General features: G+C 70.0%; 11 protein-coding genes and 1 tRNA gene. 8 read left to right on the forward strand and 4 right to left on the reverse strand.

Going from position 1 to position 13,124, the window contains the following annotated elements; all coding sequences use genetic code 11:
• Window positions 1-127: 127 nt before the first annotated feature.
• The 3 genes from ACIG0D_RS17900 to ACIG0D_RS17910 all read right to left on the reverse strand — a co-directional run bounded on the left by ACIG0D_RS17900 (window position 128) and on the right by ACIG0D_RS17910 (window position 2,897).
• Window positions 128-1,093 carry a DUF5926 family protein gene (locus ACIG0D_RS17900; protein ID WP_399801500.1) on the reverse strand — a complete coding sequence of 322 codons (966 nt, stop codon included), beginning with the start codon at window positions 1,091-1,093 and terminating at the stop codon, window positions 128-130.
• A gap of 216 nt (window positions 1,094-1,309) precedes the next feature.
• Window positions 1,310-1,948 (reverse strand): ATP-binding protein, encoded by a 639-nt coding sequence (locus ACIG0D_RS17905; RefSeq protein ID WP_399801969.1) that lies wholly within the window; start codon window positions 1,946-1,948, stop codon window positions 1,310-1,312.
• A gap of 121 nt (window positions 1,949-2,069) precedes the next feature.
• Window positions 2,070-2,897 carry a glycerophosphodiester phosphodiesterase gene (locus ACIG0D_RS17910; RefSeq protein ID WP_399801503.1) on the reverse strand — a complete coding sequence of 276 codons (828 nt, stop codon included), beginning with the start codon at window positions 2,895-2,897 and terminating at the stop codon, window positions 2,070-2,072.
• A gap of 224 nt (window positions 2,898-3,121) precedes the next feature.
• Here ACIG0D_RS17910 and ACIG0D_RS17915 point away from each other — a divergent pair, with 224 nt between their 5' ends.
• From ACIG0D_RS17915 to ACIG0D_RS17935, 5 genes are all read left to right on the forward strand, one after another.
• Window positions 3,122-4,654, forward strand: coding sequence for a S1C family serine protease (locus ACIG0D_RS17915; protein WP_399801505.1), 1,533 nt, complete (start codon window positions 3,122-3,124; stop codon window positions 4,652-4,654).
• 384 nt (window positions 4,655-5,038) lie between these two features.
• Window positions 5,039-5,515, forward strand: a complete 477-nt coding sequence (locus ACIG0D_RS17920; RefSeq protein ID WP_399801508.1) for a hypothetical protein — start codon at window positions 5,039-5,041, stop codon at window positions 5,513-5,515.
• Between the two features lie 17 nt (window positions 5,516-5,532).
• Window positions 5,533-7,860 carry a hypothetical protein gene (locus ACIG0D_RS17925; protein ID WP_399801510.1) on the forward strand — a complete coding sequence of 776 codons (2,328 nt, stop codon included), beginning with the start codon at window positions 5,533-5,535 and terminating at the stop codon, window positions 7,858-7,860.
• Complete coding sequence (locus ACIG0D_RS17930) at window positions 7,857-8,387, forward strand: hypothetical protein (protein WP_399801512.1); 531 nt, start codon at window positions 7,857-7,859, stop codon at window positions 8,385-8,387. The genes ACIG0D_RS17925 and ACIG0D_RS17930 overlap by 4 nt, the downstream gene beginning before the upstream one ends.
• Window positions 8,388-8,484: 97 nt before the next feature.
• Window positions 8,485-8,572: transfer RNA gene (locus ACIG0D_RS17935), tRNA-Ser, on the forward strand.
• Between the two features lie 56 nt (window positions 8,573-8,628).
• On the opposite strand, the gene ACIG0D_RS17940 is transcribed toward ACIG0D_RS17935, so the two are convergent.
• A complete protein-coding gene (locus ACIG0D_RS17940) occupies window positions 8,629-9,495 on the reverse strand; it encodes a bifunctional DNA primase/polymerase (RefSeq protein ID WP_399801515.1) in 867 nt (288 codons plus the stop codon).
• Between the two features lie 372 nt (window positions 9,496-9,867).
• On the opposite strand from ACIG0D_RS17940, the gene ACIG0D_RS17945 reads away from it, so the two are divergent.
• From ACIG0D_RS17945 to ACIG0D_RS17955, 3 genes are all read left to right on the forward strand, one after another.
• Window positions 9,868-10,194, forward strand: coding sequence for a hypothetical protein (locus ACIG0D_RS17945; protein WP_399801518.1), 327 nt, complete (start codon window positions 9,868-9,870; stop codon window positions 10,192-10,194).
• Between the two features lie 347 nt (window positions 10,195-10,541).
• Entirely contained in the window at window positions 10,542-11,123 is a 582-nt protein-coding gene (locus ACIG0D_RS17950; RefSeq protein ID WP_365757148.1) for a SigE family RNA polymerase sigma factor, read from the forward strand.
• Window positions 11,124-11,321: 198 nt separating this feature from the next.
• A complete protein-coding gene (locus ACIG0D_RS17955) occupies window positions 11,322-12,965 on the forward strand; it encodes a long-chain fatty acid--CoA ligase (RefSeq protein ID WP_399801971.1) in 1,644 nt (547 codons plus the stop codon).
• Window positions 12,966-13,124: the final 159 nt, after the last annotated feature.

Raw genomic sequence — 13,124 nt, forward strand, 5'->3', positions numbered from 1 at the left:
TTCCCTCGGCTATTCGGACACCGACTCGCCTTGCTCCAGCGGGAGTTGTGACCGGAGTCACCGGTGGGTACGGGCCCGGGTCCGGCTGACCGACCGGTCAGCCGGACCCGGGTGCCCGCGGTGTGCGTCAGCTGAGCGTGACCTGGCGGTTGGTCAGTCCGCCGCGCGCCCGGCGCTCCTCGGCGGTCAGCGGTTCCTCCGTGGCGAGGGCGGCGGCCAGGCGCTCGGCGAACTCGGCCGCCGGCTTCTCGATGTCCTCGGCGGAGATCCCGCTCGGCAGGTCCCAGACCGGGACCGTGAGCCCGTGAGCGCGGAAGGAACCCACCAGACGGGTGCCCTCGCCGAGGTTGGAGCGGCCCGCGGCGTGCAGTCGCGCGAGGGCGTCCAGAAGCCGCTCCTCCGGGTGCGGCATGACCCAGCGGAGGTGGTTCTTCTCCGGGGTCTCGCACCAGTACGCGGCGTCGACGCCGGTCAGCTTGACGGTCGGGATGGCCGCGGCGTTGGCGCGCTCCAGTGAGGCGGACACGTCCGGGGTGGCGTTCTGCGGGTCCGGGACCCAGAACTCGAAGCCGCTGTGCACCACCGGCTCGAAGGCGCCCTCGGGGTCGATCAGGTCCTGAAGGCGCGGGCCGTCGGCCGGCGCGCGGCGGCCCTGCACGGGGGTGCCGGGCTTGGCCTGAAGCGCGCGCTGGAGGGTGTCGGCGAGATCGCGGCTGATGTCGCCGGACGCCGTGTCGTTCTGCAGGCCCAGCAGCACCGAGCCGTCCTCGCGGCGCAGCGCGGGCCAGGCCATCGGCAGGACCGTGGCCAGGGTGACCGAGGGGACGCCCTCGGGCAGGCCGCCCTTCAGCGTCAGCTCGGCGGTGGCGGCGGGCACCAGCTCGCGCAGGGCCACCCAGTCGCACTCGCCGGGCAGTCCCTCGAACGGGCGGTGCACCAGCTCGGTCACGGCCTGGGCGGCGGCCCGGCCGTGACACGCCTTGTAGCGGCGGCCGCTGCCGCAGGGACAGGGCTCGCGGGCGCCGACGACCGGGATCTCACCGTCGGTGATCTGCGGCCGCTTGGCCTTCGTCTGGGGTCGCTTCTTCGCCATGGTGGGTGTCTCCCGGTGACGGCTCGTCTCGTCGTACGCGGGGAGCCTAGCCGTTTGCGCCATGGCCGACGGGACCCTGTGGACGAGTCGGTCCGCCGGTCGAAGCCGATCGGTCGAACCGGTCGGGCGGACCGCTCGTCCGAACTCTCCTCCGGACTGCTCGCTCGGACTGCTCGCGCGGCGTGCTCGCGCAGCGTGCTCGGTCGAACCGCTCGGTCAGTCCAGGTCGTCGAAGGCGTCCGCGAAGTCCAGCTCCGGCATGGCGGCCACCGCGGGAGCGGTGACGCGCGTAGCGAAATCGTCGCGGCGCCGCCCGGCATCCGGATCATGAACGTCCGCGTGGACCACGACCCATACGGTGACCTCGCCGTGGACCTCGTCCCGGACCCCCCAGTCGTCGGCCAGGGCGGTGATGATGTTCAGCCCGCGGCCCCCGTGGGCGGTGACCGACGGGGTGGCCGGGGCCGGGCGGGTCGGGCCGCCGCCGTCCGTCACCTCGACGACCAGCCGGCCGCTCGGGTCCACGCGCCAGGCGGCCCGTACGTCCCCGTCCCCGGCGAGCGCGTTGCCCAGCGGGCGGCCATGTTTGCACGCATTGCTCAGAAGTTCGGAAAGGATCAGTACGGCATCGTCGATGACTGATTCGGCCACACCGCTTCTGCGCAACTGATCACGCATCCGGTGCCGTGCTTCCCCCACGCCCGCAGGGCCATGGGGTACGGCCATGCTCGACGACGTGGGCACCTCCTGTGCCACCACCAACGCCACCCCCGAGACCTCCTTCGCCCCACGCCACGGTGTGGATGCCCCATTGGCCTGTACCGGAAACCGGCCGATTCCCGACCGGTGACGCACTCGCAACGATCGAATACATACCGAACGCGCCGGAGCACTCCCTGTGACGATCACCGGGGGTGGTCCTTCGCGAGATCGACAAGCACGAGCATTTCGGTCAACCGCGCGCCCCGCGCCTCCCTCAGCGACCGAGCCGTCGCAGCACCGCGCCGGGACGGTTGGTGATGATCGCGTCCACTCCCAGCTCGACGCAGAGGTCGATGTCGTCCGGCTCGTTCACGGTCCACACGTGCACCTGGTGCCCGGCCCGCCGCAGCCGTTCGACGTACGACGGATGGTTGCGGACGATCCGGATCGAGGGGCCGGCGATCCGGATCCCCTCGGGCAGCCGGCCGTCGCGCAGCCGGGGCGAGACGAACTGCATCAGATAGACGGTCGGGAGGGTCGGGGAGGCGGTCTGGACGCGGCGCAGCGAGCGCGCCGAGAAGCTCATGATCCGTACCGGGGATTCCTCCGGGGTGTCCGGGGAGTCCAGGCCGAACCGCTTCAGGAGCATCAGCAGCCGCTCCTCGACCTGGCCCGCCCACCGCGTGGGGTGCTTGGTCTCGATGGCCAGCTCCACGCGGCGCCCGGCGTCGGCGACCAGTTCCAGCAGCCGCTCCAGGGTCAGTACGGAGGTCTCGGCAGGGTCCTCGGGGCGGTGCTCCCAGTCCGGGTCCTCATCCCGCGCGCGGCCCGCGGGCGTCTTCTTCCAGGAGCCGAAATCCAGCGCGGCGAGGTCGGCGAGCTCCAGCGCGGAGACGGCTCCGCGGCCGTTCGACGTACGGTTGACCCGGCGGTCGTGCACACAGACCAGATGGCCGTCCGCGGTCAGCCGTACATCGCATTCGAGGGCGTCGGCCCCGTCCTCGATCGCTTTCCGGTACGCGGCCAGGGTGTGCTCGGGGGCCTCCTCGGAGGCCCCGCGGTGAGCGACGACTTGAATCCGGTGCTGTCGTGCAGGGGTCACCGCGTCATGGTGCCACCGGGACGGGGTAGCCGTCGGTCCGATGGGGCTTCCAGGGCGCCTGAGATGCGGCGCTTGCGGTGGAAAGATCCTATATAAAGAGTGACCGTGGACGCACAGGCACGGCTTATGGTGCCCTGACGGGCCGTGGGAAAAGCTGACGGCATACAAAACGGCATACGAGAACACCGGCACAGCTGCGTGACCGAGGATCGAGGAGAAGAGCTGTGAGCACCGAGAACGAGGGCACTGCGGTACCCCCGGCCCCGTCCGCACCTCCCGTGCCGGTGGACACCCCCGCAGCCTCCCCCCAGGCGGACACGACTACGCCCCCCGGCCCGCACGCGGCACCCGAACAGCCCCCGGCGCACGCCCCCGCCCCGCACGCGGCACCCGAACAGCCCCCGGCGCACGCCCCCGCCCCGTCCGCCCCGGAGGGCGGCGCCTCGCCCGCGGGCGGCTCCGCGTACGGCGCGCCCGCCGGTTCCGGATCGGCCCCCGACAGCAGCTGGCCGCCCCCGCAGCCGCCGAGCGGCCCCGCGCAGAACCCGGCGGCCCCGGTCTACGGCGCCGACGGTCCCGGCGGTGCCGGACCGGGCGCCCCCTGGGGAGCCGCGTACCAGCAGCCGTCGGCGCCCGGGCCCAAGCGGGGCCGCGGCGGCCTGGTCGCCGCCGTCCTCGTGGCCGCGCTGGTCGCGGGCGGCCTGGGCGGCGGCCTCGGCTACACGCTGGCGCGGAACGACGACAGCTCCAGCTCCACGACCGTCTCCGCCTCCGACAGCGGCGGCGACTTCAAGCGCGACCCGGGCACCATCGCGGCCGTGGCCGCCAAGGCGCTGCCCAGCACGGTCACCATCGAGGCGGAGAGCAGCAGCGGCGAGGGCGGCACCGGCACCGGGTTCGTCTTCGACACCGAGGGCCACATCGTCACCAACAACCACGTCGTCGCGGACGCGGTGGACGGCGGCAGGCTGACCGCGACCTTCCCGAGCGGCAAGAAGTACGACGCCGAGGTCGTCGGCAACGCGCAGGGCTACGACGTGGCGGTGATCAAGCTCAAGAACGCCCCCTCGGGTCTCAAGCCGCTCACCCTGGGCGACTCCGACAAGGTGGCCGTCGGCGACTCCACGATCGCCATCGGCGCCCCCTTCGGCCTGTCCAACACGGTGACCACCGGCATCATCAGCGCCAAGAACCGCCCGGTCGCCTCCAGCGACGGCACCGGAAGCCAGGCGTCCTACATGAGCGCCCTCCAGACGGACGCATCGATCAACCCCGGCAACTCCGGGGGCCCGCTGCTGGACGCCAAGGGCAACGTCATCGGCATCAACTCCGCGATCCAGTCCGCCGGCAACGGCCTGGGCGGCACCAGTCAGTCCGGCTCGATCGGCCTCGGCTTCGCCATCCCGATCAACCAGGCGAAGTACGTCGCGCAGGAGCTGATCCGCACCGGCAAGCCGGTCTACGCCAAGATCGGCGCCTCCGTCTCGCTGGAGGACACCACCGACGGCGCCAAGATCACCGACACCGGCGCCGGCGGCTCCGACCCGGTCGAGGCGGGCGGCCCCGCGGACGAGGCGGGCCTGAAGCCCGGCGACGTGATCACCAAGCTCGACGACACGGTGATCGACAGCGGCCCCACCCTGATCGGCGAGATCTGGACCCACAAGCCCGGCGACAGGGTCACGATCACCTACGAACGCGACGGCAAGACCCGCACCGTGGAGCTGACGCTGGGCTCGCGCGTGGGCGACAGCTGACACACCGAGCCCTCCCGCGCCGGGACCGCTCGCCCGCTTCGCGCGGGCGGCGGCGGTGCGGCGCACCACACCCCGATGAGCCGATGCCCCGGAGCGAGAGTCCGGCGCATCGGCTCGTCCCGTCTCCGACCGCCGCGATCCGCCGCGACCGCCGCATCCGACTCTCCGACTCATCCGACTCTCCGACTCATCCGCCGTATCCGCCGCGATCCGCCCTCGCACCGGGTGCGCGAATCGGATTCCCCATCCCAAGCCCGGCCCGAGCCCGATCCAGGCCCGTCCCACCGCCCCGTGAGCAGTTGCAACCGCGATAGCCTCTGACGCGCGCACTCCAAGAACAACCGGCACGACCCTTTGACTGACGGCAACGGGGGGAGCGGACCCATGGCATGGGACGAGTGGGAGCAGCTGAAACAGCAGACTGCCGAACGTCACTCGACGCACATGCAACTGAACCAGGCGCCCGCGGCAGGAGGGGGCCCCGGCGGCGCCCCCGATCTGGTCGTGCAGCAGGACGACCTCGGAGCCGTGGGGCACGCGGCGTTCGTCCTGCACAGCGATCTGGAGAAGAAGGTCGACATCGCTGGCGCCGGCATGAACTCAGACAACGCCGGCTCCACGCACCAGGCGGCGTCGGAGCTGTCCAGGTCGAACTTCACCATGGGCGGTGAACTCATGACGACCCTGACGGTCTGGGAGAGCCAGGTGAAAGCGGTCCGTCAGGCCTGCGCCCACATCTCCAACCACCTGGACTACAGCAAGAAGCTGCACGCCAACGACGACGCCAAGATCGCCGCTGTGATCAAGAGCCGCGACGGCTCCGCGCTGCCCGCTTCCGAGCTCGACAAGTACTTCAAGTAGCACGGGGAGGCTCGGGAATGTCCCTCACCTACCACGACCTCATGCAGGTCGACCTCGGCAAGCTGGGTACGGCCGTCTCCGACTGGAAGAAGGCCGTCGACAACCTGAAGCAGCTGGAGACCGACGCACGCGACAACCTCCAGAAGAAGGCCGACCAGGCGCGCTGGGAAGGCGTGAACGCGGGCGTCACCCGCCAGTTCGTGAGCAAGACCGCCAAGGAACTCGCGGACCTCCACGTGGAGGCCAACGGCATCTACAAGGTCCTCGACGACGCGCACCGCGAACTCGAGGCACTGCAGAAGAGCGTGCGCACCCTCACCGCGGAGGCCAAGGAGAAGGGCTACACGGTCCGGGACAACGGCGACGGAACGGTCAGCGTCGACGCCCACGTCATGCCGGGCACCAGCGCGAAGGACGACAAGAACCTCGAGGAACGGCAGCGGTACGCCGACTCGATCACCACCAAGGTCTCCCACGCCAACGACATCGACGTATCCACCAAGCTGGCCCTGTCGCGCACCCACGGAAACGACCCGTACAACGCCGGCCACGCGAAGTACGACTCGCTCAACGACGCCCAGGTCGAACGCGCCCTGGAACTCGCCAAGAAGCGCGAGAACATGAGCGACCAGGAACTCGCCGAGCTCAACCGGCTGCTGCGCCACAACGGGCGCGAGGTGGACGGCGAGTTCGCCACCGAGTTCTTCCAGGGGCTGGGCGGGCCCCGGCAGACGCTCGAGTTCTACGGCGCCATGTCGATCGACGGCACCAGCGAGGACGCGAGCAAGACGCGGCTGGCCGGAGTGCAGGACCTCCAGAAGTACATGGGCCACGCCCTGGCCAACGCGACCGACCCGTACACCCCGCAGAGCATCAAGGGCGACCGGCAGCATCTGCCGACGTGGTGGGGCGCGGAGTTCCGCAAGCTGGGCACCCAGGAGATCGAGTGGGAGCGCGGCATGTTCAGCCGACCCTACGGCTACCAGGTGCTGGGTGGCCTGCTCCGCTACGGCAACTACGACCCTGCGTTCCTGACGCCCATCGCGGAGCACGTCACGCAGCTGCACCAGGACAATCCGCACCGCTTCATGGCGAACAAGCCAGAGGGCAGCGACGACGGTTACGGATTCAACCCCTCCGGGAAGCTTGGCACTGGCAACGACCCGCTGAACAGCGTGCTGGAGGCCCTTGGACACAGTCCTGAGGCAGCCGAGCAATTCTTCACGCAGCCGCCCACGGCGTACAACGAGGACGGCACGATCAAGTCCGGGGAGAAGACGGACTTCAAGTCCTACCTCGACCTCTTCACGAACAAGGACTTCGAGTGGACGATCGACACGAACGCCGCCAATGTCCTGGCGGATGAGGAGGCGACGAAGAAGGCTCTCAACTTCGGGCCTGACGCCCTCGGCCACGCGCTGGAGGCGGCGACGACAGGTCGTCCGTACGACAGCGACACTGCCGACCCGTCGATTAAGCACAGCGAAGCGCAGGCCAAGCTGGTCCACGACATCGTGGAGAAGTTCGCGGCGCATCCGGACTTGCTGACGCACAACATGAACGGAGAGCTGGAGGAGGAAGAGACCGGGCCGCTTTATGCGCTGCGGGACAGCCTGGGGCATATCTCGGCGGATTACATGGGGGACTTCCAGCGGATGGTGTACCAGGAGCCAGGTGACAGCAGACTTTTCCCAGTCAATGGCGCAGCTGCCAACCTGGATCCCGGAAATGCTCAGAAGTTCCTCGGTCTGGTCGGGCAGGATCCGGACGCGTACAGCGCCATCACTGCCGCGCAGCAGGCATACACCGCGAACGTGGTTCACGCTTTTCTGGAAGCGGAGGGGAAGGGACTCAGCCCAGAAGACAGCGCCCGCGTCGGCCATCTGGTTGCGCCGGGTGCTGCCATTGCCGGAGTTATGAGCAACGCGCGGGCTGACGCGATCTACGACTACCATACTGCCGATGACAAGGCTTTCAACGATGCGGCGGCCGACAACGCTAAGTGGGTGAACCGGATTGTAGGCCTGGGGACGGGAGCCATTCCCGCACCCTTCTCCGTCGTGGGAGAACCCATCAACTGGGTTGCGGAGGATGTATCCGAAAGCATCGTGGAGAGCGTGAAGCAGGACACCACCACTGAAGCTGAACACGCTGCCGGTGCGGATTACTCGAAGGGGCGGACCGCTGTGGTGGATGCATCAGCGGCAGCCGTTGCCAGCTACTTCGACCGCCATGGGGGCATCGACCCGAAAACGAGAGAGAGCATCGATCTAGGGGTTCGCACTCAAGCGGGTGTGAGCCATAGCGAGGGTGCTCAGTGGAACTCCTCGGGAGACGGAACGTGAGACACCTCCAACGCTCGGCCCGCCTGCTCACCGCAGCTTTTCTCGCGGCGGCTCTTGCCGCGTGCGGCTCGTCGGATGATGAGGGGCTCTCGTATCCCGTCCCGGACAATATGTGTGGCATTCCCGTCGACAAAGACGTGTTGGAATCTCTGCTCGACGACGGTGACAAGCTGGAGCAGGACACTGGTGGCGATACACTTGCGGAAGGCCAGTTCTGCCACATGTATGTGGACGGGAACGACTCCGTGGTGAGTGACGCCGACTGGCGTGAGAGTGGATACGAGCTGCGCGACCTCTTCGAGTTCTACGATGTGAAGGGTCTGCGCTACTTCAAGGGCGATAGATACGCATCCTGGAACTTTGGGGTGGCAACCGTCATTCCGTGCCCTGGAGTCAGCGAGGAAGGTGACGTGCTGTCCGTCGAGGTCAACGACATTAGATGGAACCGTAAGTCGCAAGCCCAGCTGGAGAAGCTCGTCCCGGCCTACTTCGACGCCTACAAGAAGAAGCTCGGCTGTCAGGCCTGACACCCGCGCCAAACGGGACCTGGTGCGGCCCTCGCCCCCGCGAGACCCACGGGGCCGGTACGCTGTAACCCGCTCCGTCCCTGGTGGACGGGGCGGAGGTGGGTTGCCCGAGCGGCCTAAGGGAACGGTCTTGAAAACCGTCGTGGCGCGAGTCACCGTGGGTTCAAATCCCACACCCACCGCCAGATGTCCGAAGGGGCGCTCCGTACCGGGGCGCCTCTTCGGCGTGGGCGGGGGTCCATCACCCACGCCCCCGCGTCAACCGCGCCGCCGAAGCGATCGTCGCCCGGGCCTCCCGTTCGGTGAGGCCGGTGGTGCAGGCCGCGTCGACCAGGGGGGCGACCAGGTCGGGGCCGATGCCGTTCTCGTAGGCGCGGCAGGCGGCCCAGAAGAGGCGGGTGTTGCGCTGGCCGCGGTGTGCGGAGAGGACGAAGTGGATCAGGCCCTGGCCGTGGTCGCCGGAGGAGGGGGAGGGCCGTGTGGGGGTGTGCGGGGGTGGCAGGAGGAGGCGTAGCAGGGCCGGGGGGCACGTCGCCGGAGGCAGGTGCGCGGTGCCGGGGGCCGTGCCGTACGCGCCGTGCTCGGTGCGGGAGCCGGGGCCGACGAGGTAGCCGCCGGCGCCCCGGACGTCGATGCCGGGGGCGAGGCGGCCGGCGGAGTTCGGGACGACGACGTCCGGGGGGCCGGTCAGCCAGAGGTGACGGCCGCCGCTCGGGGTGGTGACGACGACCGTGGGCGGGATCGTGAACAGGTGCCGCAGGGCGAGTTCCCGCAGGGCCGCGGAGGCGTCCGTGCCGGACTTGGTGTCCAGGTCGATGCCGATCAGGTGGTGCGGGGGCAGTCCGCAGGCGATGCCGTAGCCGGTGGCCCAGGGCGCGGCGGCGAAGAGCGCGCGGACCCGGTCGGGGTCGGTCGAGGCGTCGTACACGCCGTGTCCGAAGCGGCCGCATTCGCCGTGGCAGGGCAGCGGCACGGGGTCGAGGCGGTGGGGGGAGCGCAGGGCCGGGAGTTTCGTCCGGGAGAGGGGGATGACGGCCAGTCCGCGCTCGGCGGCGGACAGGGCGTGGGCGAGGGCCAGGGTCGTGGCCTGCCGGTCGATGGTGGCCATGGATTTATGTTCGTACGTGCGTTCGAAAAAGGGAAGGGGTGGCAGGCGCGGCACGCCCGGGGTGGGCGGATCGGCCGGGAAGCCGCCGGAACGGTTCACCTCTTACGGCGCTTGGGGTGCAGTCGCCCCCACCTGGCCGGACCCGCCCCGCTGATCAAGGAAAGGTGGCGAAAGGGGTTTATCGACATGTCCTCACGCTTGAGGGCGAATCACGGCTTCCGGGGTGGTTCGCCGGGGATTCGGTGGGCACCTCTGATCACGCGACGTCGTACACAGCACCGAGGCGATCGGCCAACTGCCTTGGTGGAAGCCGTACTTACGCACACCACGGCCTCCGGGCCGGTGCGACATTTGCTTCTGAGAGGAACCAACATGGCGAGTATCCGTACCGCCCGCGTCATCGCCGCCGTCTCCGCTGTCCCGCTCGCGGCCGCCCTCTACAGCGGGGTGGCGACGGCCGACAACGGCGCGTTCGCGGACAACGGATCGAGCGCGGCGGTCACCAACGCCATCCAGGGCAGCCTCGGCAGCGGCGTCGGGGGCGACAACAACGGCAACTCCGCCACCACAGAGCAGCAGGCGATCGGCTCGGGTGCCTCGAACCAGAGCAACACCGCCCAGGTGGACGGCTCCGCCTTCACCGCCGTCAACCAGGGCAACGACAACGTCGCCGTCGCCTTCACCCCGCTGTGGTGGTGAACTGACGGGCCGGTGTTCCGGCACCGGCCCGGGAAACTCCGTATGGGGTGCTCTGCGGGGTGAGCAAGGTCCGTCTGCGCGGCGGTGCTTCGGCACCGCCGCTCAGTCGTTTCCGGGGCCGGGCGAGCCATGGTCTCGGCCGCCCTTTCCTCGTCCTCCGCAGTCGGCGGCGGTCCCGCGCCTCGTCCTCCTCCCAGACGACCCCCAGGGGTAAACCCCCAGGCGTTCTCACCCCCTCGTCCCCCTCCAGGAGGTCCACCCGGCGCCGCCTCTACAACCTGAGGGGGAGTCGTCTTCGGGACCTGCGGGCGATGAGGACCACAGGCTCGCGAACCTAGCGTTGAGCCATGACCACACCCGTCTGCACCAGCGCTTCGGACGCGGCCTCGCCGGCCGCGCGGCCACTGCCGTACGCCGCCGCGTATCCGTCGTTCTCGTCGTACGTGCGGGCTCGTCAGCCGGTCCTGCTGCGCACCGCCCGGTCGCTGACCGCGAACCCGAGCGACGCGGAGGACCTGCTGCAGACCGCGCTGACCAAGACGTACGTCGCCTGGGACCGCATCGAGGACCACCGCGCCCTCGACGGCTATGTGCGCCGCGCCCTGCTGAACACCCGCACCTCGCAGTGGCGCAAGCGCAAGGTCGACGAGTTCAGCTGCGAGGAGCTGCCCGAGCCGGAGCCGGTGCCCGGCGGGAACGACCCGGCGGAGCGGCAGGCGCTGCACGACGCGATGTGGCGGGCGATCATGCGGCTGCCCGCCCGGCAGCGCGCCATGGTCGTCCTGCGGTACTACGAGGACCTGAGCGAGGCGCAGACCGCCGAGGTGCTGGGCGTCTCGGTCGGCACGGTGAAGTCGGCGGTCTCCCGCGCGCTCGGCAAGCTCCGGGAGGACCCGGAGCTGGAGCCGATACGCCGGCCCTGCCGGTAAGCCGCCCCGTAAGGGCACCGCCTGTAGCGGCCCTGCTCGTAAGGGCCCCGCCGTAGCAGCGCCCCCGCGTTTACCGCAAGGTGACGTGATCGATCGCCCTCCCCTAGTGACATACCGAGCGGTATGCGGCCAGAATCAGCGCATCCCCTACCGCCGCGTAGGCAATGACGCCCTCGGGAGGACGCCGTGCTGAGCACCATGCAGGACGTACCGCTGCTGATCTCCAGGATCCTGACCCACGGGTCCACGATCCACGGATCGTCGCAGGTGACGACCTGGACCGGCGAAGCCGAGCCGCACCGCCGCTCGTACGCCGAGATCGGCGCCCGCGCCGCCCAGCTGGCCCACGCCCTGCGCGACGACCTGGGCATCGCCGACGACGACCGCGTGGCCACCCTGATGTGGAACAACGCCGAGCACGTCGAGGCGTACTTCGCGATCCCCTCCATGGGCGCGGTCCTGCACACCCTCAACCTCCGGCTGCCCCCGGAGCAGCTGGCCTGGATCGTCGACCACGCCGCCGACCGCGTGATCATCGCCAACGGCTCCCTGCTGCCGCTGCTCGCGCCGCTGCTGCCGCACCTGAAGACCGTCGAGCACGTCGTGGTCTCCGGGCCGGGCGACCGCTCCCTGCTCGCCGACGCGTCCGTGCGCGTCCACGAGTACGAGGAGCTGATCGCGGGCAAGCCGACCGCCTACGACTGGCCCGAGCTGGACGAGCGCCAGGCCGCCTCCATGTGCTACACTTCCGGCACCACGGGTGACCCCAAGGGCGTGGTCTACAGCCACCGCTCCGTCTATCTGCACTCCATGCAGGTCAACATGGCCCAGTCGATGGGCCTGACCGACCAGGACACCTCGCTCGTCGTGGTGCCCCAGTTCCACGTGAACGCCTGGGGTCTGCCGCACGCCACCTTCATGACCGGCGTCAACCTGCTGATGCCGGACCGCTTCCTCCAGCCCGCGCCGCTCGCCGAGATGATCGAGCGGGAGAAGCCGACGCACGCCGCCGCCGTCCCCACCATCTGGCAGGGCCTGCTCGCCGAGCTGACCGCCAAGCCGCGCGACGTCTCCTCGCTCGGCCAGGTCACCATCGGCGGCTCCGCCTGTCCGCCCTCCCTCATGGAGGCCTTCGACAAGCTCGGCATGCGGGTCTGCCACGCCTGGGGCATGACCGAGACCTCCCCGCTGGGCACGGTCGCCCGCCCGCCGGCCCACGCGGTCGGCACCGAGGAGGAGTTCGGCTACCGGCTCACCCAGGGCCGTTTCCCCGCGGGCGTCGAGGCCCGCCTCACCGGCCCCGGCGGCGAGCGCCTGCCCTGGGACGGCGAGTCCGCGGGCGAGCTGGAGGTCCGCGGCCCGTGGATCGCCGGCGCCTACTACAACGGCCCGGACGCCGAACCCCTGCGCCCCGCGGACAAGTTCAGTGAGGACGGCTGGCTGAAGACCGGTGACGTCGGCACCATCTCCCCCGACGGCTTCCTCACCCTCACCGACCGCGCCAAGGACGTCATCAAGTCCGGCGGCGAGTGGATCTCCTCGGTGGAGCTGGAGAACGCCCTGATGTCCCACCCGGACGTCGCCGAGGCCGCGGTCGTCGCCGTGCCCGACGACAAGTGGGGCGAGCGCCCCCTGGCCACGGTCGTCCTCAAGGAGGGCGCCACCGCGGACTTCGAGACCCTGCGCGCCTTCCTCGCCGACGAGGGCAAGATCGCCAAGTGGCAGCTGCCGGAGCGCTGGACGGTCATCCCGGCCGTGCCGAAGACCTCCGTCGGCAAGTTCGACAAGAAGGTCCTGCGCAAGCAGTACGCGGAGGGCGAGCTGGACGTCACCCGGCTCTGATCACCCGACGGCGCGCCGACCGCCGTACGGCGACGGCGCGCCGGCCTGTCGTACGGCAACGCCACGTCGGCCTGTCGTACGGCAACGGCGCGCCGACCGTCCTACGGCGACGGCGCGCCGACCGTCCTACGGCGACGGCGCGCCGACCGTCCTACGGCG

The sequence above is a fragment of the Streptomyces sp. NPDC052773 genome (assembly GCF_044547145.1).
GTDB lineage: Bacteria > Actinomycetota > Actinomycetes > Streptomycetales > Streptomycetaceae > Streptomyces.